Annotated in this window: 19 protein-coding genes; 5 read left to right on the forward strand and 14 right to left on the reverse strand. The window is 59.2% G+C overall.

Annotated elements, in window-relative coordinates; all coding sequences use genetic code 11:
* Positions 1–40 precede the first annotated feature (40 nt).
* A complete protein-coding gene (locus PHQ58_RS00685) occupies positions 41–388 on the reverse strand; it encodes a JDVT-CTERM domain-containing protein (protein WP_300105747.1) in 348 nt (115 codons plus the stop codon).
* Positions 389–504: 116 nt separating this feature from the next.
* On the opposite strand from PHQ58_RS00685, the gene PHQ58_RS00690 reads away from it, so the two are divergent.
* Entirely contained in the window at positions 505–1,035 is a 531-nt protein-coding gene (locus PHQ58_RS00690) for a hypothetical protein (RefSeq protein ID WP_300105749.1), read from the forward strand.
* Between the two features lie 1,259 nt (positions 1,036–2,294).
* Here the strand turns inward: PHQ58_RS00690 and PHQ58_RS00695 are convergent.
* Positions 2,295–3,473, reverse strand: a complete 1,179-nt coding sequence (locus PHQ58_RS00695; RefSeq protein ID WP_300105750.1) for an IS256 family transposase — start codon at positions 3,471–3,473, stop codon at positions 2,295–2,297.
* Between the two features lie 340 nt (positions 3,474–3,813).
* On the opposite strand from PHQ58_RS00695, the gene PHQ58_RS00700 reads away from it, so the two are divergent.
* Together PHQ58_RS00700 and PHQ58_RS00705 are read left to right on the forward strand one after the other, a co-directional pair.
* On the forward strand, positions 3,814–5,496 hold the full coding sequence (locus PHQ58_RS00700; protein WP_300105751.1) for a PEP-CTERM sorting domain-containing protein: 1,683 nt from the start codon (positions 3,814–3,816) through the stop codon (positions 5,494–5,496).
* Positions 5,497–5,775: 279 nt separating this feature from the next.
* Entirely contained in the window at positions 5,776–6,684 is a 909-nt protein-coding gene (locus PHQ58_RS00705) for an ATP-binding protein (RefSeq protein WP_300105753.1), read from the forward strand.
* A 158-nt stretch (positions 6,685–6,842) separates the two neighbouring features.
* On the opposite strand, the gene PHQ58_RS00710 is transcribed toward PHQ58_RS00705, so the two are convergent.
* From PHQ58_RS00710 to PHQ58_RS00745, 8 genes are all read right to left on the reverse strand, one after another.
* Positions 6,843–7,880, reverse strand: a complete 1,038-nt coding sequence (locus PHQ58_RS00710) for an adenosine deaminase (RefSeq protein WP_300105755.1) — start codon at positions 7,878–7,880, stop codon at positions 6,843–6,845.
* Entirely contained in the window at positions 7,877–8,557 is a 681-nt protein-coding gene (locus PHQ58_RS00715; protein WP_300105757.1) for a GntR family transcriptional regulator, read from the reverse strand. The genes PHQ58_RS00710 and PHQ58_RS00715 overlap by 4 nt, the downstream gene beginning before the upstream one ends.
* Entirely contained in the window at positions 8,550–9,944 is a 1,395-nt protein-coding gene (locus PHQ58_RS00720) for an aspartate aminotransferase family protein (RefSeq protein ID WP_300105759.1), read from the reverse strand. The genes PHQ58_RS00715 and PHQ58_RS00720 overlap by 8 nt, the downstream gene beginning before the upstream one ends.
* Positions 9,945–10,469: 525 nt before the next feature.
* Positions 10,470–11,807, reverse strand: a complete 1,338-nt coding sequence (locus PHQ58_RS00725; RefSeq protein WP_300105760.1) for a glutamine synthetase family protein — start codon at positions 11,805–11,807, stop codon at positions 10,470–10,472.
* Between the two features lie 321 nt (positions 11,808–12,128).
* The gene (locus tag PHQ58_RS00730; protein ID WP_300105761.1) at positions 12,129–13,298 is read right to left on the reverse strand and encodes a BMP family ABC transporter substrate-binding protein; all 1,170 of its coding nucleotides are present in this window, start codon (positions 13,296–13,298) and stop codon (positions 12,129–12,131) included.
* 65 nt (positions 13,299–13,363) lie between these two features.
* Positions 13,364–14,284, reverse strand: a complete 921-nt coding sequence (locus PHQ58_RS00735; protein ID WP_300105763.1) for an ABC transporter permease — start codon at positions 14,282–14,284, stop codon at positions 13,364–13,366.
* Positions 14,284–15,351, reverse strand: coding sequence for an ABC transporter permease (locus tag PHQ58_RS00740; protein ID WP_300105765.1), 1,068 nt, complete (start codon positions 15,349–15,351; stop codon positions 14,284–14,286). Before PHQ58_RS00740 ends, PHQ58_RS00735 begins: the two co-directional genes overlap by 1 nt.
* Complete coding sequence (locus PHQ58_RS00745; RefSeq protein WP_300105767.1) at positions 15,338–16,933, reverse strand: ABC transporter ATP-binding protein; 1,596 nt, start codon at positions 16,931–16,933, stop codon at positions 15,338–15,340. The genes PHQ58_RS00740 and PHQ58_RS00745 overlap by 14 nt, the downstream gene beginning before the upstream one ends.
* Before the next feature lie 306 nt (positions 16,934–17,239).
* Between PHQ58_RS00745 and xdhA the strand changes: the two genes are divergently transcribed.
* Together xdhA and xdhB are read left to right on the forward strand one after the other, a co-directional pair.
* On the forward strand, positions 17,240–18,721 hold the full coding sequence (gene xdhA, locus PHQ58_RS00750; RefSeq protein WP_300105769.1) for a xanthine dehydrogenase small subunit: 1,482 nt from the start codon (positions 17,240–17,242) through the stop codon (positions 18,719–18,721).
* Positions 18,718–21,048, forward strand: coding sequence for a xanthine dehydrogenase molybdopterin binding subunit (xdhB, locus tag PHQ58_RS00755; protein ID WP_300105771.1), 2,331 nt, complete (start codon positions 18,718–18,720; stop codon positions 21,046–21,048). The genes xdhA and xdhB overlap by 4 nt, the downstream gene beginning before the upstream one ends.
* Positions 21,049–21,120: 72 nt before the next feature.
* Here xdhB and PHQ58_RS00760 read toward each other — a convergent pair whose 3' ends face one another.
* From PHQ58_RS00760 to PHQ58_RS00775, 4 genes are all read right to left on the reverse strand, one after another.
* On the reverse strand, positions 21,121–21,744 hold the full coding sequence (locus tag PHQ58_RS00760; RefSeq protein ID WP_300105773.1) for a Crp/Fnr family transcriptional regulator: 624 nt from the start codon (positions 21,742–21,744) through the stop codon (positions 21,121–21,123).
* Positions 21,745–21,990: 246 nt separating this feature from the next.
* Entirely contained in the window at positions 21,991–22,707 is a 717-nt protein-coding gene (locus tag PHQ58_RS00765; RefSeq protein WP_300105775.1) for an ABC transporter ATP-binding protein, read from the reverse strand.
* A gap of 27 nt (positions 22,708–22,734) precedes the next feature.
* Positions 22,735–23,505, reverse strand: a complete 771-nt coding sequence (locus PHQ58_RS00770) for an ABC transporter ATP-binding protein (protein ID WP_300105777.1) — start codon at positions 23,503–23,505, stop codon at positions 22,735–22,737.
* Between the two features lie 70 nt (positions 23,506–23,575).
* On the reverse strand, positions 23,576–24,664 hold the full coding sequence (locus tag PHQ58_RS00775; RefSeq protein ID WP_300105779.1) for an ABC transporter ATP-binding protein: 1,089 nt from the start codon (positions 24,662–24,664) through the stop codon (positions 23,576–23,578).
* Between the last annotated feature and the right edge of the window lie 3 nt (positions 24,665–24,667).

Consider the following 24,667-nt stretch of genomic DNA (forward strand, 5'->3'; position numbering starts at 1 on the left):
TTGATGTCAACGGGGCGGCAAAGCCCCGATGGATGCGGCCTTAGCTGCGGCGGGTGCGGCGCACGCCCCAGCCAATCAGGCCAAGTGCGGCCAGCAGTGGCAGCATCGGGTCGACCGGGCGCTCAGCCGTGGCGGCCGAGCAGCCACCGCCGGCGTCGTCTTTCTCATTCACCATCGCCGCGGTCAGCACAGTCTTCTTCGGAGCGACATAACTGAACGCCGGCGTCGTGGCTGTGAAGTTGGTGTCGTCGTACCAGACGCGGGCGAACCTGGCCTCATGCACGCCGTCGGCCTGCTGGGCCCACACCGAGTACAGGGTGTCACCAGCCGGGGTCATGGCCAGGCTGGCCTCTTCTGCGGCCACACCGATGCAAATGCGAATTGTCATGCCGCGTGGCAGAGACATTGTTTAAATGAGAACCCGTGTAAGAGCGCTGGCACGCACAACACGTGGCCAGTCCGCTTGACGTGTGGATTCAAGTTTTAGCAACGTGGGAGAAGCATATGAAAGTACGAAAAATTGGCGTTTCACGGTGGGTACTGGCTGCCGCCGCTTCACTGTTGGTTGCCGGTATGAGCACAAGCACATTCGCGCAGGATCAAACCCGTGACCAACTCAGGGACCACACCGGGGATCAAACACCGGACAGGACCCGTGATCGAGACCGGTTGCGTGATCCTATTTACGGCAGCCAGTTGATGACGTCGCAAGAGCGCACGAAGTATCAGGCCCAAATGCGGACCCTAAAAACCGAGCAAGAGCGCGAAGCCTTCCGCTTGGAGCACCATCAACAAATGCAGGAGCGGGCCAGGCTTCAGGGCGTGACATTGCCTGAAACACCGCCAAATCCGCGTCCCGGAAAGGGAGGAGGGCCGGGTTACGGCAGCGGCGCAGGCCCTGGCCCGAGTGCAAACACGGGCACCAGCACAGGTCCTGGCCCGAGTGCAAGCACAGGCACCAGCACAGGCCCTGGCCCGAGTGCGAACACGGGCACCAGCACAGGTCCTGGCCCGAGTGCTGGCAACAAGAAGTAGCCCTGCGTTTTATTAGAGATGCTGTCTAGCCCGTTCGCGCCAACGCGCGAACGGGTGTCAAGACTACCTGTCACTGTTTTCTAATGGCCGCCAACAGGCTGGATTCTCGGCTGCGTCAGTCGACCCAGATGCGCTCATGTGCTCACATATCTGTCAGTGCTTGCACAGCGCAGCCGAGTGAGGGTCACGCTCGGCTTCATCCGTTCTATCTCGCAATTCAATAGTGTGTTTGTCAACGCGCAGACAAGCCAGGCCAGCGGGCCTGTCAAGAGACCATCAAACAAAGTGAGCGAGCCGCGCAGGAAGTGCTGCGAGTCAAGACATCCGGCGATGTTTTTGACGTTCAGTGGCACACCCAAGGCAAATCTGCACCATGGGGCAACTGGCCCGCTTCACTTAATTATTAGGAGTCAGCGGCCTATTTGAACGCTGCTACAAAGCTGAGCACTCATGGACGAGTCAACAAGATCGTGCTGACCTTAACCCACGACACAGTCAAGTAGATCAAGGCCATGATCGCCACTGTCCGTGCGGGTATTGAGCACATTAGGAACACTGCGCCGCAGTTATAAGAATCACAACGCTGGTTTGCCTTGGCACGCTATATCGCCGACAAAGTTCTCGCTTTAAACCCCACACCTCAGCTCCTACTGCAACGGAATAACTTTGGAAAATAGGAAAAATTGCCAGCGTGCAGCGAAAAGTGTCGGAAAAAATGACAGTGGGGAAATTTTTTTATTCTTCTCGACAAAAAAATGACAGAAAAATCACCGTTTTGAAGATGGATTTCGCACGTCTGTTCGGCTGATCTTGGAAATAGGTACTGACATTTTCAATGTCAGTACCTATTGATGCGATGACCAATTGTGAATTAACAATTGACTACCAATTACAGGCTGCGGTATCAAAATTGTTCGACATGTGATGACCAAGTTTTGTCGGAAATATTGACATATTCGATGTCATTTGTGACACAACATCACTACACAATTTATAAGTCATTGATTAATCAATGACTTACAACCCTTTTCCGTCATGGGCATAGTTGATGCTCTGAACTCAGCCACGCGATTGACGGGGCGATATCTCATGAAGTAGGTGATGCACCCCGCAATAGCGTGTTTGAGTCTCAACTTTATTAGGGAATTGCCATGCTAAAAACATACAAACATGCTGCCATAGACCTCGTGTCCAGATAAAGCAACTTCTTTTCTGTAAATTACCGGAATCTGGTTTTGGTCTGTTGTGAATAAGCGGGGTCAGGGTTTCATAGTCAGATAGATCTTTGCGGTCATCCACTCCTCGTCTTGTTCAGCCAAGATGGCCGTGACCAGTCGTAGGCAACTGGCGGTGTTGGGAAACAGGGTTGCTACCCGCGTTCGACGTTTGATCTCTTTGTTGAGCCTCTCCAGCCCATTGGTCGTGCGCATGCGCACCCGGTGCTCTGGCGGCAGTGCGAACACCGCAAAACCTTCGGTCAGATTCGTCTCGGCCCAAACGGCCAATTTGGGGTGCTCTGTTCTCCAACTCTGAATCGCCTGACCCAACAACCTGTTGGCCTCGTTCACATCAGGCGCATTGAAGATGGCGCGAATGGTGCGCGCCACAGGCACTCTGCGGTCGAGCTTGGATACATAACCCTGAGCGTTGTGCTGCAGGTGAAACTGGCAGCGCTGCCAGGGTACACCTGCAAACAAGGCTTTGCGCGCCGCCTTGAGTCCGCCGTGGTCATCACTGGCAATGAACTTGACACCACGCAGGCCGCGCTGAATCAGGCTGTCCAGAAACGCCCGCCAGTGCACCTCTGCCTCGGACAATGCAACCGACACGCCCAGCACTCGCCGGTGGCCACTTGCTGTGACGCCAACAGCCACCAACACGGCGCAGTCCACTACTTGGCCTGCCTCGCGCACACGTTCATAGCGTGCATCGAGTAACAGGTAGGGTGTCTCATCCAGAGGCCGGTTGCGCCAGGCTTGAAGCCCGATATCGAGCTTCTCGGCACAGCGGCTGATCTGCGTCGATGAGACACTGACCTCGGGGCCAACGAGCTTTTGCAAGACCTCGATGACTTTGCGTGTGGAGACGCCTTGCACGTACATCTCAGCCAGCGCCAGATTGACCGACTGCTCAGAGCGGCTGCCGCGCTCCAGCGCGCTGGGGTAAAAACCACCGCTCCTCACCTGTGGCACCTCAAAGGTGATTTCGCCCATGCGGGTAAGCATCGTCTTGGGCTTGTAGCCGTTGGCTTGGTCGATACGCTGGGCACTGCGTTCGTAGGGCATGGCCTGCAGATGCTGGGCGCGCTCAATGCGTGAGGCTTCGTTGACGAGGATGCGAAGCGCTTCGCCCGCACCATCAAGACCGTTGGCAAGTAAGCAGGCATAGGCATCGTGCAATGGCTGGGAAACGTCTTCGAGATTGGCTCTTTGGGCCATGATAAATTCTTTCTGGATGGTCAAGGCAAGCGCCAGACTTCGGGGGGGCGCCTCCGGCGGCCTGGCAGGGGCCTGATTTTAAAAATCCCAAAAACCAGAAACCGACCAATCCGTCGGATTCAATGCTCGGGGAAATTACAGAAAGAATGTTGCACTAACCGTGTCCAGGCCAGCACCCACCACCACAGACATCAAGGACAAAAAGAAATCCGGCGTCCATCGACCCCGGGCTGATTTAAGCGTTGGTGGCTTCCACCTAAGGTCATCCCGTTCAGTGGTCGCCCTGTGTGCTGCGCTCGCCGGGGTTGCGTGGATCTACCCAGCGGCAGCTGAACCTGTATTGACGTGGACGACCGTTGTCAACAACGGCGTTGTGGCGCCGGATCCAACAAATCCGACTTCTGCGCAGCTGTTCAACAGCTACAGCGGGTCGTCGGTGAACAACGACGCACTGGTCGTGTTCCGCGGTCGCACGCAGGGCGGCGAGACCGGACGGGTCTCGGGCGTGTTCTCACGCGACATGAGCGTGCCTGCAGCGTCGGTGCAAGCCATCGCCGTGGTGGGTGGCACAGTGCCAGAGCCGAACAACCTCACCGCGACGTTCACCGAGTTCCCTTCGCTCCCGCGCATAGACGCCGGCTCGACACTAATCGCAACGCGGGGCCAGACAAAGCCGGTGTACACATACCTACTGCCTGACAACACCGAAACGCGCGTCGGCACTACCGGCATCTACACCACGACTGGCGGTGGGTTGACCACTGGCGAGCAGAAGCTTGGCATGGTGCTTGAACAATCTCAATTCCAGGTGCCGCAGCCAGCCGTCAATGGGAATCAACTGCCGTTTGAGCAGTTCCCGGGTGCACCTGCAGCCTTCGACGGTAAATACATTGCGTTCAAGGGCAACTACGCCGATGCCGACGGTACCGCGCTGACCGGTGTGTTCTACCGCGATCTTCTTAGCAATAACGGCAAAGAGGTTGCCGTGCCGATCGCCTATCGCGGGATGGCGCTGCCGAACCAGCCCGACAACGACCCGACCACTGCAGCGATTGTCTTCGGCTCGACCTCACCGCCCAGCGCAGCCAAGGGCAAGGTCGTCTTCACCGGCCTTGACAATGAAGAGGCACCTACCGCTGGCGGCATCTACATGGGCAAGGTCGGCACGGACAGAAGCCTGACGACGCTGGTGGCGATTGGCGACACAGTGCCGGGCGTCACGAACGGCACCGGCAACGCGCTCAACCTCATCGGTGAAGGCCTGTCCTTTGACGGTCGCTACATGTCCTTCTGGGGTGCTTGGGGCGCCGAAAAGCGCACCGTCACGCTGAACTGCCCGGCCGACGGCAATGTGGCGGTTCGCAACTTCTGTGCGCTTCAAACGCCGCTGAAGGAACCAGGACTCGACCCCTCTGTACCTAGCAATCACACTGGCGTCACGACGCGTGAGGTGCCCGTACACCAAGGCATCTTCCAGAAAGATACCCTCACTGGTGAGTTGAAGCTTGTCGCACAGACCGACTCGAAGTACGAGGACTTCCTGTTCTGGAACTTCTCCGGCAACGCCGGACAGGACGGTAATGTGGTCACGGAAGAGGAAGAAGGCGCACGCTGGCGCTCCAGCGCCTTCATCGCCTCCGACGGGCAGAAGGTCGTCTTTAAGGCCCTGGAGACTGACAATGCGTTCGGCCTGTACCTCGACCGCGATGTCAGCGACCTCACCGACCCGTTCGCGCTGCTGACTTCTAGAATGTTTGGTGAAGCGCTCGACTCCGACTCCCGCGCCGCTGGGTTGTCGCTCACCTCGCTGGGGATTGAGCGCGACTCCTTCCGCAACGGCTGGCTGGTGATCAATGCAAGCATGGAAGGCATCATCAACGGCGAGGCTCTCGGCTGGGCTGGTGTGTACCTGACACAAGTTGTGCCAGAGCCATCTAGCGTGGCGCTTATGCTTCTGGCGCTTGGCATCCTAGTGGGCTCAAAACGTCGTCAAATCCGGCACACGGGTGAGTTCAGTCTTTGATCCACTGTTCAACAAGGAGACACGTATGAAAGCACCAAAAGTGAAACTGAGCCGGTTCGCGCTGGCTGCCACAGTTTCATTTTTGGTTGCTGGCTCAGGCACAGGTGCCACCACCTAAAGCCGTCCGCCAGAATTGGGCGTTAGGCCCGAGGAAATTTTGAATTCAAGTTTGGTAACTGTTGCTCCACGGGTGTCAATGCCGTGAATAAGGTCGGCTAAAGACACGCGTGGCAGCCGTTCACAGGGCCGGACGATGTGGTCGGCTTTGCCAGAAGCCGCATGCAGGCCAACCCGCTTGGCGCGCTCACGGCGGCCTTGGCTGTGGGCATGCTGCTGGTGCCCCTGCTTGCCTGGTGGCTGGCGAGCCGCATCGCCAAGCCCGTGGCCCGCCTAGAACTGGCGGCAGCGCATCTGGCCCGGGGCGCCGACCCGGCCCTGTTACCTGAAACCGGACCGCGCGAACTGGCTGAGCTGGCGCGCCACTTCAACCACATGGCGCTGCAAGTGCGTGAACTCAGCGATGCCCGCGCAACATTGTTTGCCGGGATTTCCCACGACCTGCGTACGCCCCTGACGCGCATGCGGCTGGCGCTGGAAATGCTCTCGCTCAAACCCGAACCCGGGCTGTTGCAGCGACTTAAGCTTGACATTGACGAGATGAACCAGTTGATCGGGCAATTGCTCGACATTGCCCGCGGCCTGAAGGTTGAGACCGCCCAAGAGTTCGACCTGGTTGCATGGCTCAGGGAGCGTGCTCAAGTGCAGCACGCGGCCGTTGAAGCAGCCGGCTCAGTCCTGTCGGTGCACTGCGTGGATGGTTTGTTTGTGCGGGCACCGCCGGGCATGCTCGCCCGCATCATCGACAATTTTCTGGGCAATGCGTTGCGGTATGCGCCTGGTCCGGTCGAGTTGGTCGGTCAGGCATTGCCGCCCGCCAAACCTGGAGGGCCGGCCGGTGCGCGCGTGGGTGTGCTCGACCGCGGTACGGGCATTCCAGCCGATCAGCTTGACGCCGTCATGCGGCCGTTTCACCGCCTGGAGATTTCGCGCAGCCAGGCCACGGGTGGCTTCGGGCTGGGGCTGGCGATCGTGCAGCAACTCGCCCACGCGAACGGCTGGGTGGTCCGGCTCGAGGCGCGCGAGGGCGGCGGCCTGGCCGCCTGGGTGGTGTTGCCGGGTGGCGACTGAGCCGCGCTGCCTCTTACCGGTCGACCCTGATCACGCTATTTGGCGTTCAACTAGCCTTTGGCCTTGAGCTGAAGTTGCTCTTGTGCCCGAACCTGGGTCTGCACCTGGGCCTGCGGTGAGGCCACTAACTATTGATTGTTCAACTGCGGAAAATAGGATTAAAACGTCTCGAAAAACTCTTCCAACCGGTCATGCAACACCCGCTTGGCGGATGCGTCAATGAAACTGGCCTCGAAGCTGTTGTGTGCCAGTTGCCAGGCGTGTTGGGCGGTGAGCCCGAGCGCGGTAAAGGTCTGGGCGAAGTTTTCGTTGATGTAACCACCAAAATACGCCGGGTCATCTGAATTGACCGTGGCCACCAAGCCAGCGTCCAACATGGCGCCCAGGTTGTGCTGCGCCAAGGTGGGGAACACCCGCAACTTCAGGTTAGACAAGGGGCAGACCGTGAGCGGCACCTTGTCTTGTACCAAGCGCTGGATCAGGGCGGGGTCGCGCAGGGCCTGCACGCCGTGGTCAATGCGCTCAACTCTCAAAACATCCAGGGCGCTCCAAATGTAGGCCGGTGGCCCCTCTTCACCCGCATGTGCAACCAGCCTGAAATCAAGTGCGCGCGCTTTGGCGAACACCTTGGCGAATTTCTCAGGCGGGTGCCCAAGCTCGCTCGATGCCAGACCAATGCCGACCAATTTGTCGCGGTGTGGCAAGGCTTGCTCCAGCGCTTCAAAGGCTTCGGCCTCGCTCAAATGGCGCAAAAAACACAGGATCAGTGAGGCACTCAGGCCCAGTTTGACTTGGGCATCGACACACGCGCGGTGCAGGCCGTTGATGACCACATCGGCACTGACACCATGGCCGGTGTGGGTTTGGGTGTCAAAGAAGATCTCGGTGTGCAGCACGTTGTCTGCTGCGGCGCGCTGCAGGTAGGCCCAGGCCATGTCGTAAAAGTCTTGCTCGGTGCGCAGCACCAAAGTGCCCGCGTGGTAAATGTCCAAAAACTCCTGCAGGTTATTGAACACGTAGGCGCGCCGCAGTGCTTCCACGTCCGGGTAAGGCACGGCCAAGCCGTTGCGGGCCGCCAGGGCAAACATCAGCTCAGGCTCCAGCGAGCCTTCAATGTGCATGTGCAGCTCGGCCTTGGGCATGCGCCTGAGCAACTCGGGCAGACGCTCGGAAGAGACCGGTTTCATCAACTTCATGAGATTTTTTCCTTTTTCATGGGCAGCGCGGGGCCGTCACCCTTTTGACAGACTCGCCGTAAAAACTGCCCGGCCACAAACAAATCACGCTCCAGCGCACGCCGCGCCGCAGCCGCATCGCCAGCGTCCAGCGCGCCCATCAGGTCATCATGGGCGTCATTGAGTACACCCAAGGCGGCATTGTCGTCAAAGAGCTGGTTGGACAACGGGCCCACCTTGAGCCAAACCGTCTCGATCAAATTCAACAGCAGCGGCGAACCCGCCGCACGGTACAACACCATGTGAAATGCTTCGTTGGCGTCCAGGTATGCCTTGGCATCTTTGGCCGCCAGCGCCTGCGTCATCACGGCCAGCAGGGCTCTCAACACGTCTTTGTCACCGGCTGACAACCGGAGTGCGCCGCGCTCTGCGGCCTCGCCTTCAAGCAGCAGGCGGTTTTGCAACACATCGTCAAACTCGGCCTTGGACAGCCGGGGCACCGAGACGCCGCAATTGGGGCTATGCGTCAGGGCACCTTCTGCGGCCAGACGCAACAAGGCCGCGCGCACCGGCATGGTGCCCATGCCCAGGGCCTGTGCCACCTCACGAATCTTGAGCCGCTCGCCGGGCAAAAAGCGGCCCACTGTGACCCACTGCCGCAGCGTGGCGTAGGTGCTGTCTTGTTGGGTGTCAGACATTAGGCGCACCGCTTACAAGTTCCCCTGCCACCCACTGCGCCACCACCTCGTCAAACGCCGTCAACAAGCGTTGCACATCGGCCTGTGTGGTCGCCGGGCTGCACAACAGCATGTTGTGAAACGGGGTGATCATGACACCACGGTTGAGCAGCGCCAAGTGGAGCAAGGATTCCAACTCGGGGTCAAACAACGCCTCGGCCTGGCTGCCGTTGACGGGGGGCACCGGACCAAACTGAAATTCACAACGTGCGCCCACCTGCGTGACACACCAGGACAACTGGTGGCGCGCAATACTGGCGCGCAGACCCTCAGCCACCTCCCCCGCCCGGTCCATCATGTGCGCAAAGGCGGCGTCGGTGGCCACCTCGGCCAGCGTGGCGCGCATGGCGGCCATGGCCAGCATGTTGCCAGTCAGGGTGGTGCCAATGCCCGAGTGGCCGGGCGGTGCGCTGCGTTTGGCCTGCATGGCGCGTTCGGCCAGTTCCGCACTGAAGCCATAGACAGCACACGGCAAACCCCCGGCAATCGGTTTGCCCAGCACCAGCGCATCCGGCTGCAAGCCATGGGCGCGCGCGTAGCCGCCGGGGCCACTGCTGAAGGTGTGGGTTTCATCCAGGATCAGCAATGCGCCATGCTGGTGAATCAAGGTTTGTGCGGCTTCCCAAAAACCAGGCTGCGGCAACACCATGCCAATGTTGGTCATGACCGGCTCGGCCAGCACACAGGCCACGTCACCCGCTTGCAGCGCCGCTTCCAGGGCAGGCAGGTCATTGAACTCGACCACCACCGTGTGTTGGGTGGGGTCAAACACCTGGCCCAGCAGGCTGTCACGCTGCCGGGGTTGGCCACCGACCAGGTCCACAAACACGTCGTCCACGGTGCCGTGGTAACAGCCGTTGAACACCAGCAGCTTGTTGCGCCCGGTGGCGGCACGCACCCAGCGCAACAAAAAGCGGTTGGCGTCGCTGGCCGACAGCGCACTTTGCCACATCGGCAAACCAAAGCGGCGCGCCAGCTCGGCCCCCACCCAGGCGGCGTCATCCCCGCTGAGCATGGTGGTGCAGCCTTGCGCCACCTGGCGCTGCACGGCCTGCACCACGGCCGGTGGTGCGTGGCCAAACATGGCACCGGTGTCACCCAGGCAAAAATCCACATAGCTGTGGCCATCGGCGTCCGTGAGGTGGGCGCCCTGTGCGCTGGCCACCTGCAGCGCAAACGGGGTGGACCAGTCGCTCATCCAGTGCAGCGGCACACCGAACAGCCAGTGTTGCTGGGCTTGCTGCGCGAGGGCTTGGGATTTGGGGTGTTGGGTGATGAAGCGGGCGCGTTCCTGCTCCGCCATGGCCTGGCGGGTAGGCTGGTGATTGGTTTTGTTTTTTATAAGCATTTTTGGCCTCTAGCGCTTTATTTCATTGCGGTAGTAGCTATGTTATTTGTATTTTTTTGAATGCGAAGGTGGGATTTTTTATCGTTGATTTCCCCACTCTATCCCCCCGCCCTTTCTCGCCCCGCCGGGCGAGAAAGGGAGCTAACAGCCTATTTGTGCGTGTGTTTTTTGGGGCGACGTACACGCTCCTTTGGCTTGTGGGCGGTAGAGGCCTGATGAGGTTTGGGGGATTTTTGGCGCTTGAGCGCTGTTGACGCCAGCAAGAACGCTGACGTTCGACCCACCCCAACCGCCTCGTTGGCCGTGGGGTTGTACGTCGTGGTTTAAGTGACGCGGCCAAATACGGCTGTTAGCTCCCCTTTCCGCCCCGGCGGGGGTGGAAAGGGGTTGGGGGATAGGGGGGGAATCAACGATAAAAAATATCAATCTCAACCTCAACCAATAAGAAAAACAAACAACACTATAAAAACAAGAGCTACTCACGCATACGCCACAAGCGCTAGAGGCCAAAAATGCTTATAAAACTCAAACCAGCAACAGCAAATGCTCCCGTTCCCAGGAACTGATCACCCGGCTGTAAGTGGCGTACTCCAGCTCTTTCACCGCACAAAACGCTTTCACAAACGACGGCCACAACACCTCGGCCATGGCGTCGCAGCCACGCATGCGGGTGATGGCGTCTTCCAGGTGGCGGGGCAATTCGTAGTCCAGATCCCAGGCGCTGCTGGTCATCGGGTCTGAGGGATTAAGGCGCTCCATCATGCCCAGATAACCACAGCCCAGCGTGGCCGCCATCGCCAGGTAGGGGTTGACATCGACACCAGGCACACGGTTTTCCACCCGCCGGTTGTCTGGCGATGACTTGGGGACGCGAATGCCGCAAGTGCGGTTGTCCAGGCCCCATTGCACATTGATCGGGGCCGACATGAAACGTGACAAGCGACGGTACGAATTGACGTAAGGCGCCAGCATCGGCATTACCTGCGGCACGTACTTTTGCAAGCCGCCAATGTAATGATTGAAGTGGTCACTACCCGAACCATCGGCATTGGAAAAAATGTTGAGCCCGGTGTCCATGTCCAACACGCTTTGGTGAATGTGCATCGCGCTGCCGGGTTCCATCTCCATCGGCTTGGCCATGAAGGTGGCAAAAATGCCGTGCCGCAGCGCCGTTTCACGCACGGTGCGTTTGAACAAGAACACCCGGTCGGCCAGGTCCATTGGGTCGCCGTGGCTGAAGTTGATTTCCATCTGGCCCGCGCCCGCCTCATGAATCAGTGTTTCCACACCCAGCCGGTGCACGCTGCAAAACTGCGAGAGCTCCATGAAAAACGGGTCAAAGTCATTCACCGCGTCAATCGAATACGACTGCCGCCCGGCCTCGGACTTACCGGTGCGCCCCAGCGGCGGCTGCAAGGGTTCGTGCGGGTTTTGCTGGCGCGCCACCAGATAAAACTCCATCTCGGGCGCCACCACCGGCTTCCAGCCCTGTTTTTCGTACAACGAGACCACATGGCGCAACACACTGCGCGGCGACAGTTGCACCGGCGAGCCATCAAACTCATGGCAGTCATGAATCACCACCGCCACCGGTTCCGCCGCCCACGGCACCACCCGTGCGGTGGACACGTCGGGCAGGCACACCATGTCGGGGTCGGTCTCGCCCACGTAGGGGCCGTTGTCGGGTTGCTGGCCGTTGACGGTGTTGAGCAGCACACTTTTGGGAATGCGCATTTCGCCCGAACTCAAAAACAGGTCTTTCGGCAGGATCTTGCCGCGGGCAATACCGGTCATGTCGGGAATGACACATTCGACCTCATGGATGCGGTGCTGGTGCAGAAACTGGGTGATGGTGTCGTTCATGGCGGGGTGGCAAGGTTTGGTGCATTTGCCTGTTTGTGATCAAATTAGTTCAAATGATAGGTTTATTTGTTGCCATTTACCTATTTTTTGATCAAATATTTAATCGAGCTTGAGCCGTGCGCGGGTTCAGTGGAGATGTTGGCGGCTGTACGGCGGCGGTTGTGGGTGGCTGGGGATGGGTTGGGGTGGCGGCATCAAAGATGGGGCCAAAGACCGGCTACAGCCGCAGTAGCATTCACCCCGGTGTCATCGGTCACCAAACGCTGTGCCTGAAAGAGAAAAGCCGCCTCAAGGGCGGCTTTTACTCAAACACAAAAACGCTTACTTCGCCCCAGGCACCTTGCCCTCGACACCCTTCACGAAGAAGTTCAAGCCACCCAGGAACTTGTCATCTGCCACCGCATCTTTGGCCACTTGCACCTTGCCGGTGTTGTCGGTGATGGGGCCTTTCCAGATCACAAAGCTGCCATCTGCCAGGCCTTTTTTGACTTCTTCAACCTTGGCTTTGGTCTCGGCAGGCACGTCTTCTGCGATGCTCACGATGTCAATCGCACCTTCTTTCACACCCCACCATGAGTGCGCTCCGGCGCCTGCTTTCCAATTGCCTTCCAGCGCCTCTTTTGTGGCCTTGATGTAGTACGGACCCCAGTTGATCACGGCAGATGCCAGATGGGCTTTGGGACCGTAGGCAGTCATGTCGGAATCCCATCCAAAAGCGCGTTTGCCCTTGGCTTCAGCAGTTTTCAAAACTGCTGGGGAGTCGGTGTTCTGGAACAACACGTCTGCGCCGCCGTTGATCAGGCTCGTTGCTGCTTCAGTTTCTTTCGGTGGGTCAAACCAGCCGTTCACCCACACCACTTTGGTTTTGATCTTTGGGTTGCTGGACTGCGCGCCCAGGGTGAAGGCGTTGATGTTGCGCACCACTTCAGGGATTGGCACCGAGGCCACCACACCCAGCGTATTGCTCTTGGTCATCTTGCCGGCAATCACGCCCGCCATGTAGGCACCTTCGTAGGTGCGGCTGTCGTAGGTGCGCATGTTGTCGGCCTGTTTGTAGCCGGTGGCATGTTCAAACTTGACACCAGCGTTGTCCGCCGCCACTTTGAGCATGGGTTCCATGTAGCCAAAGGTGGTGCCAAAAATCAGCTTGTTGCCTTGGCCAGCCATGTCGCGCAGCACGCGCTCGGCGTCCGCTGACTCAGGCACATTTTCTACAAAAGACGTTTGGATTTTTTCGCCAAATTCTTTTTCAAGCGCTTTACGGCCGTTGTCATGGGCAAATGTCCAACCGCCATCACCCACCGGGCCGACATAGGCAAAGGCAATTTTCAAGGGCTCAGGTTTGGGTGCAGGTGCAGGCGCAGAGGCCACCGGGGCTGGCGCAGGTGCAGGTACGGGCTCTTCTTTTTTACCGCAGCCCACCAGCGCAGCGGAGGCCACGGCGGTGAGGGCTGCCACTTTAAGCAGTGAGCGTTTTTGCAAGTCAGTCATAAGTCAATTCCTTCACAAGGGATGGGTTGGACAACGGGAAAAATCGAATGATAAGCCTGAACAAATCAGGCACCTGGGTAAAACGGTTTACCAAGGCTGGTGGGCATGTTGATGCGAATCCACTGCGGGTTGCGCGAGATCAACGCCAGCACCACAATGGTGGCCACATAGGGCAGCATCGACAAAAACTGAGCCGGCACATCCACACCAACGCCCTGCAAATGAAACTGCAGCATGGTGACACCGCCAAACAAATAAGCCCCCAACAGCACCCGCGCGGGTCGCCAGGTGGCAAAGGTCGTCAAGGCAAGCGCAATCCATCCCTTGCCCGCCACCATGCCCTCCACCCACAGCGGCGTGTAAATGACTGACAGGTAAGCCCCAGCCAGGCCACACAGCGCGCCACCCGCCACCACCGCCAGCAGCCGGATACGACGCACCGGATAGCCCAGCGCGTGGGCAGACTCGGGGCTTTCACCCACGCTGCGCATCACCAGACCGCTGCGCGTGCGGTACATGAACCAGATCAGTGCCAGCGCCAGCAGCACCGTCAGATAAACCAGCGGGTGATGCCGAAACAGTGCCGGACCAAACCAGGGAATGTCCGACAAATAGGGCACGGCGAAGCTGCTGCGCTCAGGAATTTTGGCCTGCACAAAACTGGTGCCAACAAAGGCCGAAAAACCCGTGCCAAACAGGGTAAGTGCCAAGCCGGTGGCGTACTGGTTGGTGTTGAGCCAGATCACCAGCACACCAAAAATTGCCGCCAGCAACGCGCCCACACCCATACCGGCGGCAAACCCCAGCCAGTCATTGCCGGTGCTGACCACGGTGGCAAAACCGGCAATGGCTGCGCACAGCATCATGCCCTCGGCGCCCAGATTGACAATGCCCACCTTCTCGTTGATCAGCAAGCCCAGCGAGGCAATGGCCAACACCGTACCCGCGTTCAGCGTGGCGGCCAGCAGCAGTGCATAAGATTCCATCAGCGCCCTCCCCTCGACTGCCACTTCAGGCGGTAATTAACCAGCGTGTCACAGGCCAGCAGGCTGAACAACAACAACCCCTGAAACACCCCGGTGAGTGACTTGGTGAGCCCCAGTCGTGATTGCGCCATCTCGCCGCCAATGTAAAACATGCTCATCAAAATGGCTGAAAACACCATGCCCACCGGGTGCAAGCGGCCGACAAACGCCACGATGATGGCGGCAAAGCCGTAACCCGCAGGCACATAGGGTGTGAGTTGGCCAATGGGCCCGGCCACCTCAAGCGCACCGGCCAGGCCCGCTGCGCCGCCCGAGATCAGCAACGCCGTCCACAGCGCCTTGCGCGATGAAAACCCGGCATAACGCGCCGCCGCAGGTGCCAGCCCGCCCACCTGCAAGGCAAAACCGGCGCGTGTGCGAAACAAAAACACCCACAAGCCCGCCACACTGACCAGCGCCAGCAGCGCGCCAATGCTCACGCGGGAGCCGTCAAACAGGCGGGGAATACGCGTGGCTGCCTCAAAGGTTTTGGTTTGCGGAAAGTTGAACCCACCTGGGTCTTTCCATGGGCCACCCACCAAGTAACTCAGCACCTGCACTGCCACATACACCAGCATCAGGCTCACCAAAATCTCGTTGGCATGAAAACGGTCACGCAGCAGCGCTGTCAGGCTGGCCCACAACATGCCGCCCAACACGCCCGCTAAAAGAATGGGCAGCACAATCCAGCGGCTACCGCCCGGGTCAGCCAGCAGCGCCACGCCGCCGGCAAAGATGGCGCCAATGATGTACTGCCCCTCGGCCCCGATGTTCCATACGTTCGACCTGAAACACACCGCCAGCCCCAGCGCAATGATCAGCAGCGGCGTCGCCTTGACCATCAGTTCACCCAGGGCGTAAGCGTTGTGAATGGGTTGCCAGAAAAACATCTCCAGGCCTTTGAGCGGGTCTTTGCCCAGGGCGGTGAACATCAGCGCACCAATCAGCACAGTGATCAGCAGCGCCAGCAGCGGCGAGCCATAGGTCCAGGTTTTCGACGGCTCAGGGCGAGCTTCAAGCTTGAGCATGCTGACCCCCTGCCTGAACGACCACACCGACCGGACCAGCGCTTTCAAGCTCAGCCAGATGCTGCTGCACATCGTCGTCCCACAGGCCGCTCATCCACTCGCCTATTTGCGCGATGGTGGCCTCTGCGATTGGCACCGAGGGCGACAGCTGGCCACGGGAGATCACGTGCAGGCGGTCACACACTTCAAACAACTCGTCAAGCTCTTCACTGACCACCAGCACCGCACAGCCGGCATCACGCAGGGCCAAAATCTCACCACGAATTTGCGCTGCGGCGCCCACATCGACACCCCAGGTGGGCTGCGACACGATGAACAGCTTGGGATTGGCATCCATCTCGCGACCGACAATGAATTTTTGCAAATTGCCACCCGACAGTGACCGGGCCAAGGAACGCGGGCCACCCGCCTTGACCTTGAAACGATCAATGATGTTGGCGGCCTGCTGCTCAAGCTGTTTGACGCGAATCCAGCCGCCGCCCCACTTTGGCCAGGCAATGGCTTCATGGCGCGTCAACAACAGGTTGTGCGCCAGACTGAGCGTGGGCACCGCCCCACGCCCCAGGCGCTCCTCGGGCACAAAATGCAGGCCAAGTTTGCGCCGCTGCCCCGGGTGCAGGCCGGACACGTCCACCTCACTCATGCGAATCGCGCCCGGTTTGGCGCGTACGTCTTCGCCAGACAGGGCACACAACAGTTCTTTTTGCCCGTTGCCAGACACCCCGGCAATGCCCACCACCTCACCGGCGTGCACCTGCAGGCTGATGCCTTCAATGTCCACGCCAAACTGGTCTTCACGCGGCAAAATCAGGTTTTGCAGCGTCAACACAGGCGCACCCGGCGTTTGCGCACGGTGCGTCAACTGCGGCGGCTCGGCCCCGATCATCAGCTTGGACAGGGACGCATTGCTCTCCTGCGACGGGTCACACACACCCGTCACGCGGCCCCCGCGCAACACGGTGCAGGCGTTGCAAAGCTCGCGGATTTCATGCAGCTTGTGGCTGATGTACAAAATGCTGCAACCCTCAGAGGCGAGTTTTTTCAGCACCACGAAGAGTTTGTCAACCGCTTGCGGCGTCAGCACCGAAGTGGGTTCATCCAGAATCAACAGCTGCGGGTTGGTCAGCAGGGCGCGGATGATTTCCACCCGCTGCATCTCGCCCACGCTCAAGGTGTGCACCGGGCGCAGCGGGTCAATGTCAAGACCGTATTCGGTGGCCTTGGCCACAATGCTCTCGGTGACTTGTTGCAGGCTCAAACTTTTGTTCAGGCCCAGCCACACGTTCTCAGCCACGGTGATGGTGTCAAACAGGCTGAAATGCTGAAACACCATGCTGATGCCTAATGCGCGCGCCTCTTGCGGGTTCTTGATGTGCACCACCTGCCCGTTGAACAGCACCGTGCCCTCGTCAGGCTTAACCGAGCCGTAGATGATTTTCATCAGCGTGGATTTGCCCGCACCGTTTTCGCCCAATACTGCATGGGTTTCCCCCGGCATGACGGTCAACGACACCTCGCTGTTGGCGACCACGCTGGGGTAACGCTTGGTGATGCGGTTAAGTTGGAGGCGGGGCGTGGGCATGGGCGACGAAGGGTTCAATGTGTGTGTCGTATTTTGACTGGCAAAACGTCTTAAAAATGCCGGACTTGTATGAAAGGGTGAGTGACTGTCTTAGGGTTTGCGAGCAGACGCAAGTCACCGAAACGGTGAGCAAGATCAATGCCAGGCTCTATTTGACAAACAACAGGCGCGACATTTGCTTGCCCGCAAGCTGACCAAACGTGCCGGGTGCCGCACGCTCCCCCGTCATCCAGGATTTGTCCTATGCTTGTGCCCATGCCTTGTTTCGTCCACAAAAGTGCTTCTGATTTTTAACACCTACCGACCATGACCAACCCATTGCTTGAATTTTTCTGGCGGGGCGACCTCGTCGCGCTGCCCAACATTGCCCCGACGCGAACGCTGTTGCAGTTGCTACGCGAAGACCTGAACCACAGCGCCACAAAAGAGGGCTGTAACGAAGGCGACTGCGGTGCCTGCACCGTGGTGCTGGGCGAGGCACAAGATGACCACATCAGCTTCAGCGCTGTCAACAGCTGCATTCGCCTGGCGCATTCAATTCATGGCATGGCGCTTTGGACTGCCGCCGACCTGGCCGCCCCGGACGGCACACCGCACCCGGTACAACTTGCCCTGCACCAGTGCCACGCCAGCCAGTGCGGCTTTTGTACGCCCGGTTTTGCCATGAGCCTGTTTGGCGTGTACCAAAACCAGGTACTCAAAGACACACCCGTCACGCGCACGCTGGCACAAGAGGCGCTGTCCGGCAACCTGTGCCGCTGCACCGGCTACCGACCCATTCTGGACGCGGCACAACACATGGCAGAACTGCCCCGCGTTCAGGTGAACGACACTGATCTGCTATCTAAATTGCAGCTGCTTGCACATAATAAACAAGGGCTAGAGCCTGATTTTTCATATATTTCCCCAAGCAGCTTAAGCGAGCTGCTGGCGGCGCGCGTGGCACATCCTGGTGCGCAGATCGTGGCGGGCTGCACCGATGTGGGCTTGTGGGTCAACAAGTTGCACATGGACTTTGCGCAGGTACTGGACGTGACCCGCGTGGCCGAGCTCAAGACCATCGAGGTGAATGACAGCCACACCCTGATTGGTGCAGCCGTCAACTTGACTGATGCCTTTGCCGCACTGGAGGCAGACCGGCTGCAACTGCACAGCTTTTTCAGTCGCTTTGCCGGCCTGCCGGTGCGCAACTCGGGCACACTGGGCGGCAACATAGCCAACGGCTCGCCGATTGGCGACAGCATGCCGCTGCTGATTGCCTTGCGCGCCAGCGTGGTGCTGATGAGTGTGCGCGGCGCGCGTGAGTTGCCACTGGAAAACCTCTACACCGGCTACCGAAAAAATATCATGGCGGCAGACGAGGTGCTGGCTTTTGTGCATGTGCCGCGGCCCCAAACCGATGAACTGCTGCGGGTCTACAAAGTGTCCAAGCGTTTTGAAGGCGACATCTCTGCCGTTTGTTTGGCCGTCAACTTGCAGTTACGAGACGGCCAGGTCATCGCAGCTTCTCTGGGCACAGGCGGTGTTGCGGCCACGCCGGTGCGAGCTGTGCAAACCGAGGCAACCCTGTGTGGCCAACCCTGGACACAGGCCACTGTGTTGCAAGCCACCAGCACTTTGCGCAGTGAATTTCAACCCATTTCAGACATGCGTGCCAGCGCCGCTTACCGGTTGGAAGTGCTGGGCAATTTGCTGCAGCGTTTTTGGCTGGAAAGCCAGGGACAGCACAACGTCAGCCTGGAATCGGTCAACTTGGCAACCTTCAACACCGAAGGGAAAAACGCATGAACACCCAGACCACGTTGGCCACACGCCTTGACAACCGCCCAGCCAGCGGTCAGTCTCACCCGCACGAAAGCGCTGCCGCCCAGATTGCCGGTGCCGCCACTTACATCGACGACATCGCGGAAGTGCGCGGCACGCTGTATGCGGCGCCGATCCTTTCCAAAGTGGCACATGGCAAGTTGCTGGGGGTGGACACGCAAGCGGCGCTCGCCCTGCCCGGCGTGCACGCAGTGTTGCTGGCCGAAGACGTGCCAGGCCACAAAATGCTGGCGGCCTTTGCCGGGGACGAGCCGGTGTTTGCCACCGATACCGTGCAGCATGTGGGCCAGGTCATTGGCCTCGTGGTGGCCAGCAGCATGATGCTGGCCCGCCAGGCGGCCCGCAAAGTGCTGCCGCACATCGAGCCGCTGCCCGCTGTGCTGGATGTGCGCGAGGCCCTCAAGGTACAAAATTTTGTGCTGCCACCAGTGACGGTGCGCCGGGGCAATGCGGCGCAAGCCCTGGCAAGCGCACCGCACACCCTGCAAGGTACGCTGGAAGTGGGCGGTCAGGAACACTTCTACCTCGAAGGCCAGGTGGCTTACGCGTTGCCGCAAGAGCAAAACCAGTGGCTGATTCACAGCAGCACGCAGCACCCCGGCGAGGTGCAACACTGGGTGGCGCATGCGCTCGGGCTGGACAACCACGCCGTGCGGGTCGAATGTCGGCGCATGGGTGGTGGTTTTGGTGGCAAAGAAACTCAAGCTGGGCATCTGGCTGTGTGGGCTGCCGTGGCCGCACACAAGCTTAAAAGGCCGGTCAAACTTCGACTGGATCGGGACGACGATTTTCTGGTCACTGGCAAGCGTCACCCGTTTACTTATGACTACACCGTGGGGTTTGATGACACCGGCAGGTTGTGCGGCCTGCAACTGCAAATGTTGGTGGCCTGCGGCTTCAGCGCCGATTTGTCGGGCCCGGTGGCCGACCGCGCCATTTTTCACGCTGACAACGCCTATTTTCTGGAAGACGTAGACATCACCTCCTACCGCTGCAAGCTCAACACCCAAAGCCACACCGCGTTTCGTGGCTTTGGCGGGCCGCAGGGCATGATCGTCACCGAGGCCATTCTGGGCGACATCGCGCGGCACCTGGGGCTTGACCCACTGGCCGTGAGGCTGCGCAATTTGTACAGTGATGAAGTGGTTGGTAACGGCTCCAGCCGCAACACCACCCACTACGGCATGCAGGTGGAGGGCAACATCCTGCAACCTTTGCTCTCAAAACTAGAGCTGTCGGCGCAATACCAGGAACGGCGTGAGGCGATTTTTTCTTGGAATAAAAGCCAGCCAGTGGTCAAGCGCGGCTTGGCCATCACCCCTGTCAAATTTGGCATCAGCTTCACCGCCACGCTGTTCAACCAGGCGGGGGCCTTGGTGCATGTGTACCTGGACGGCAGCGTCATGGTGAACCACGGAGGCACCGAGATGGGGCAAGGCCTGCACACCAAAGTGGCACAAATTGTGGCCGATGAATTGGGTGTGCCCTTGCACCGGGTGCTGTCCAGCGCCAGCGACACCAGCAAAATCCCCAACGCCTCAGCCACCGCTGCATCGGCCGGCACCGACCTGAATGGCCGTGCAGCCCAGTTTGCGGCGCGCCATGTGCGCGACAACCTGGCGGCGTTTGTCTGCGGACTCGACGGCGTGGGCGCTGGCGCAGTGCAATTTGCAGGCGGCCAGGTCACCACACCCAAAGCCACGCGCAATTTCGAGGCCGTGGTGGCACTGGCCTACGCCAACCGCATCCAGCTCTGGAGCGACGGTTTTTATCGCACACCCAAAATCCACTATGACAAAACCACGCTCACCGGGCGACCTTTTTACTACTTTGCTTATGGTGCCGCGTGTACCGAGGTAGCCATTGATACCCTCACTGGCGAGAGCCGGGTGCTCAAAGTAGACATCTTGCACGACGTGGGCCACTCCATCAATCCGGCCATTGACGTCGGCCAAATCGAAGGTGGTTTTGTGCAAGGTATGGGCTGGCTCACCACCGAAGAACTGGTATGGACCAACCAAGGCCTGCTGGCCACCCACGCCCCCAGCACCTACAAGATTCCCACCGCAGGTGATGTGCCGGCGCATTTCAAGGTCGATTTATGGCAGCAGCCCAACACCGAGGACAACGTGTTCGGCTCAAAAGCCGTTGGTGAGCCGCCCTTCATGCTGGCCATCAGCGTGTTTGAAGCCTTGCGCGATGCGGTGGCGCAAGCTCGGGGGGATGACAAAGCGGTGTCGTTGAATGCACCCGCCACGGCAGAGCGGGTGTTATGGGCACTTAAGAAATGAACGACCGTTAAAGGCTGCCTTACCGGACCCGATAAGCCTGCCCCGAACGACGATCTGCAGGCATCCCGAGGCTTAAACGCCAGCCAGCGAGCGCAGCGCGTTGGGGTTCACCAGATTAAGCACTCGGCCCGTGCCGCTGATCAGGCTCTGCTCGCGCAAGTGGCGCAGCACCCGTGAAAACGTCTCAGGGGCAATGCCAAGTTGGGCCGCAATGCTGCGTTTTCGCTGCTGCAACTCAACCGCCATCACACCATGGTCGCTGGCGCGCGCATGGCTCAGCAGCCACTCGGCACAGCGCGCCTCAGCGTCTTTGGCCAGGCGGCTCACGGCAAATTCGGTTTGCCGGCGATGCGCCATCGCAACATCGGCCAGCACGGCCTGGGCCGATTCAGGCATGTCGGCCATGCCTTTGCGAAAGTCTTCAATGCTGACTTGGCGCAACTGCACCGACGAATCAGCCACAGCGTCTACCAGATGCGGCAAACCCAACACAACCGAGCTGGCATCGAGCCAGCAAGGACCTTCAAGCACGCCAATTTGATGCTCCAGCACCTCACCCTCAAGCACGCCCAAAGCCACGCGGCCGGATTCGATGAAACCGACCCACGGCGCGTCTACCCCGCGTTGCAACAAAATTTGCCCGCGAGAAACACATTGGGATTGGGCGCTGGGGTCAATGGTGTTGATGGAGAACATGCGCTCTACTGTGCCGCCCCGCACCAGCCAAGACCTTGAGCAATGTCAACAGATTTGCAAAAACCCAGGTCTGGGCATTGCCTGTGCGAACATTTGCGCAAGTAAAGCCCCACCTGCATGCCCACCATTGATCATCCAGCCGGAAACCAACGGGGCTTTGTCGACACACAGGCAGGTTAATAACACTACCATTTAAATAGCTTCTTACGCTTTACTCATAAGGGCTACAGCCTATTTCACTATAAATTACTCGCCTAGGTAGGCAGCCCGCACCTTGGGGTCAGTGAGCATGGTTTTGGCATCGCCCGTCATCGTGATCAGGCCGGAGTCCATCACATACCCGCGGTCGGCAATGGCCAGTGCGCGGCTGGCGTTTTGCTCGACCAGCAGCACCGTCACGCCCTGCGCGTAGACATCGCGCACCACCTCAAAAATCTTGTCCACCATGATGGGCGACAGGCCCATGGACGGCTCATCAAGCAGCAGCACCTTGGGGCGGCTCATCAGGGCGCGGCCCATCGCCAGCATTTGCTGCTCGCCGCCGCTCATGGTGCCGGCCAACTGGTCTTTGCGCTCTTTCAGGCGCGGAAAGATCGTGAACACTTTGTCGATGTCGGCCAGGATGTCGGCCTTGTCGTCCCGAATGTAGGCACCCATTTGCAGGTTTTCCAGAATGGTCATGCGGGTGAACACGCCGCGGCCTTCCGGCACCATCGCCAGCCCTTGCTTGACCAGGTCCCATGGGCCCTGGCCGCGAATGCTTTTGCCCAGGTACTCAATGTCGCCGTCGTTGATCGGCAGTGAGCCGGTGATGGCCTTCATGGTGGTGGTTTTGCCAGCGCCGTTGGAGCCAATCAGAGACACCAGTTCGCCTTCGCGCACTTCAAAATCGACCCCTTTCACGGCTTGAATGCCGCCATAGGCCACCTTGAGACTTTTAACTTTGAGAAGAATATTTGCCATGTTGTTTTCCTTGTGCCGCAAGCCGCCTTAGTGCCCGCCGGTGCCCAAATAGGCTTCAATCACTTTGTCGTTGCGCTGCACATCGGCCGGTGTGCCTTCTGCGATTTGTTTGCCGTAATCGAGCACAGTCACGCGGTCGCACAGACCCATGACCAGCTTGACATCGTGCTCAATCAACAAAATGGTGCGGTTGTCGTTGCGGATTTTGTCGATCAGCTCACGCAGCAGCACTTTTTCGGTGCTGTTCATGCCGGCAGCGGGCTCATCGAGCGCAATCAATTGTGGGTCGGTGGCCAGCGCGCGGGCAATTTCCAGCCGGCGCTGGTCGCCATAGCTCAGGGTGCGGGCCTTGAAGTCGGCCAGCTTGGCAATGCCCACATAGTCCAGCAGCTCGTAGGCTCGGGCCGCAATGGCCGCCTCTTCTGCCTTGAAGCCAGGGGTGCGAAACACCGCCCCCAGCAAGCCCGAGTGGGTGCGCACGTGGCGCCCCACCATGACATTTTCAATAGCTGTCATCTCGGCAAACAGGCGAATATTTTGAAACGTGCGCGCAATGCCGGCCTTCGCCACCTCATGCACAGCGGTTGGCCGATAAGGCTTGCCAGCCAGCTCGAACGTACCAGTGTCTGGCGTGTACAAGCCGGTGAGCACGTTGAAAAATGTGGTTTTACCCGCGCCGTTGGGGCCAATCAGGCCATAGACCTGGCCACGCTTGATCTGGATGCCCACGTCGCTCAAGGCTTGCAAGCCGCCAAAGCGTTTGGACACGCCGGCCACGTTGAGTACGGTGTCTGTCATGTGATTCCTTCTTCTATGGGGCACACCAAAGCGGCCCCTTTCGATCTATTGGGATGCGGTCTGCGCCGGCTCAGGATTTGGTAGATTGCAAGGCCTTGCCGTGCTCAGGCGCCGGCCAAAGCCCGCGCGGACGCATCAGCATGATGGTGATCATGGCCAGGGCAATCAGCAACTGGCGCAGGATGGCCGAATCGAGCCGGCCACCGGTCATGGCTTGCAATGGGCCGGCCACATAACGCAGCACCTCTGGCAAGGCCGACAAGGCAACCGCACCCAGAATCACGCCCGGCAGGTGGCCAATACCGCCCAGCACCACCATGGCCACAATCATCACCGACTCCATCAAACTGAAGGACTCGGGGGAGATGAATCCCTGGAACGACGCAAACATGGCGCCAGATACACCGCCAAAGGTCGCGCCCATGCCGAACGCCAGCAATTTGAGGTTGCGGGTGTTGATGCCCATCGCCTTGGCAGCGATTTCGTCCTCCCGAATGGCCATCCAGGCCCGGCCAACGCGCGACATTTGCAAACGGTGTGAAATGATCACACTGACCACCACCAGCACCAGAAACAAGTAGTAATACAGCGTGACCGAGGGGATGTCGAACCCGCCAATGGTCAGGGTTTTGCCAAAACTTGTGCCGAAAAATGTCAGTGAATCAATCTCACCCATGCCCTTGGGGCCATTGGTGATGTTGACCGGGTGATCCAGGTTGTTCAGAAACACGCGAATGATTTCACCAAAACCCAGCGTGACGATGGCCAGGTAATCACCCCGCAGGCGCAAGGTGGGCGCGCCCAACAGCACGCCAAACAGCCCCGCCAAACCCGCCGCAGCCGGAATGATGACCCAGATCGGCATGTGCAAGCCATTAGGAAACATGGCCGCGATGGCCGGAAACGTTTCTGTGAGATGTGGCGAGGCCAACAGCGCATACATGTAGGCACCAATGGCAAAAAACGCCACATAGCCCAAGTCAAGCAAGCCCGCGTAGCCCACCACAATGTTCAGGCCCAAGGCCAGCAGCACATACAGCAGCGCCATATCGGCAATGCGCACCCAGGCGTTACCAAAGTTTTGCAGGATCAGTGGCGCGACCAGTAGACCGACAGCGGCCAGCAAGAACACGACGATTTGTTTTTGTTTCTGAGTCATAAA

Origin of the sequence: Rhodoferax sp. (assembly GCF_028688795.1) — a bacterium.
In the GTDB taxonomy this organism is placed as follows: domain Bacteria; phylum Pseudomonadota; class Gammaproteobacteria; order Burkholderiales; family Burkholderiaceae_C; genus Rhodoferax.

Excerpts from the sequence above, each read along its gene's own strand:
- PHQ58_RS00730 (WP_300105761.1), bottom strand. The coding sequence starts at position 13,298 with ATGACTGACTTGCAAAAACGCTCACTGCTTAAAGTGGCAGCCCTCACC.
- PHQ58_RS00710 (WP_300105755.1), bottom strand. The coding sequence starts at position 7,880 with ATGAAGTTGATGAAACCGGTCTCTTCCGAGCGTCTGCCCGAGTTGCTC.
- PHQ58_RS00725 (WP_300105760.1), bottom strand. The coding sequence starts at position 11,807 with ATGAACGACACCATCACCCAGTTTCTGCACCAGCACCGCATCCATGAG.
- PHQ58_RS00775 (WP_300105779.1), bottom strand. The coding sequence starts at position 24,664 with ATGACTCAGAAACAAAAACAAATCGTCGTGTTCTTGCTGGCCGCTGTC.
- xdhB (WP_300105771.1), top strand. The coding sequence starts at position 18,718 with ATGAACACCCAGACCACGTTGGCCACACGCCTTGACAACCGCCCAGCC.
- PHQ58_RS00770 (WP_300105777.1), bottom strand. The coding sequence starts at position 23,505 with ATGACAGACACCGTACTCAACGTGGCCGGCGTGTCCAAACGCTTTGGC.
- PHQ58_RS00690 (WP_300105749.1), top strand. The coding sequence starts at position 505 with ATGAAAGTACGAAAAATTGGCGTTTCACGGTGGGTACTGGCTGCCGCC.
- PHQ58_RS00765 (WP_300105775.1), bottom strand. The coding sequence starts at position 22,707 with ATGGCAAATATTCTTCTCAAAGTTAAAAGTCTCAAGGTGGCCTATGGC.
- PHQ58_RS00735 (WP_300105763.1), bottom strand. The coding sequence starts at position 14,284 with ATGGAATCTTATGCACTGCTGCTGGCCGCCACGCTGAACGCGGGTACG.
- PHQ58_RS00695 (WP_300105750.1), bottom strand. The coding sequence starts at position 3,473 with ATGGCCCAAAGAGCCAATCTCGAAGACGTTTCCCAGCCATTGCACGAT.
- PHQ58_RS00715 (WP_300105757.1), bottom strand. The coding sequence starts at position 8,557 with ATGTCTGACACCCAACAAGACAGCACCTACGCCACGCTGCGGCAGTGG.
- PHQ58_RS00705 (WP_300105753.1), top strand. The coding sequence starts at position 5,776 with ATGCAGGCCAACCCGCTTGGCGCGCTCACGGCGGCCTTGGCTGTGGGC.
- PHQ58_RS00720 (WP_300105759.1), bottom strand. The coding sequence starts at position 9,944 with ATGCTTATAAAAAACAAAACCAATCACCAGCCTACCCGCCAGGCCATG.
- PHQ58_RS00760 (WP_300105773.1), bottom strand. The coding sequence starts at position 21,744 with ATGTTCTCCATCAACACCATTGACCCCAGCGCCCAATCCCAATGTGTT.
- PHQ58_RS00745 (WP_300105767.1), bottom strand. The coding sequence starts at position 16,933 with ATGCCCACGCCCCGCCTCCAACTTAACCGCATCACCAAGCGTTACCCC.
- PHQ58_RS00685 (WP_300105747.1), bottom strand. The coding sequence starts at position 388 with ATGACAATTCGCATTTGCATCGGTGTGGCCGCAGAAGAGGCCAGCCTG.
- xdhA (WP_300105769.1), top strand. The coding sequence starts at position 17,240 with ATGACCAACCCATTGCTTGAATTTTTCTGGCGGGGCGACCTCGTCGCG.
- PHQ58_RS00740 (WP_300105765.1), bottom strand. The coding sequence starts at position 15,351 with ATGCTCAAGCTTGAAGCTCGCCCTGAGCCGTCGAAAACCTGGACCTAT.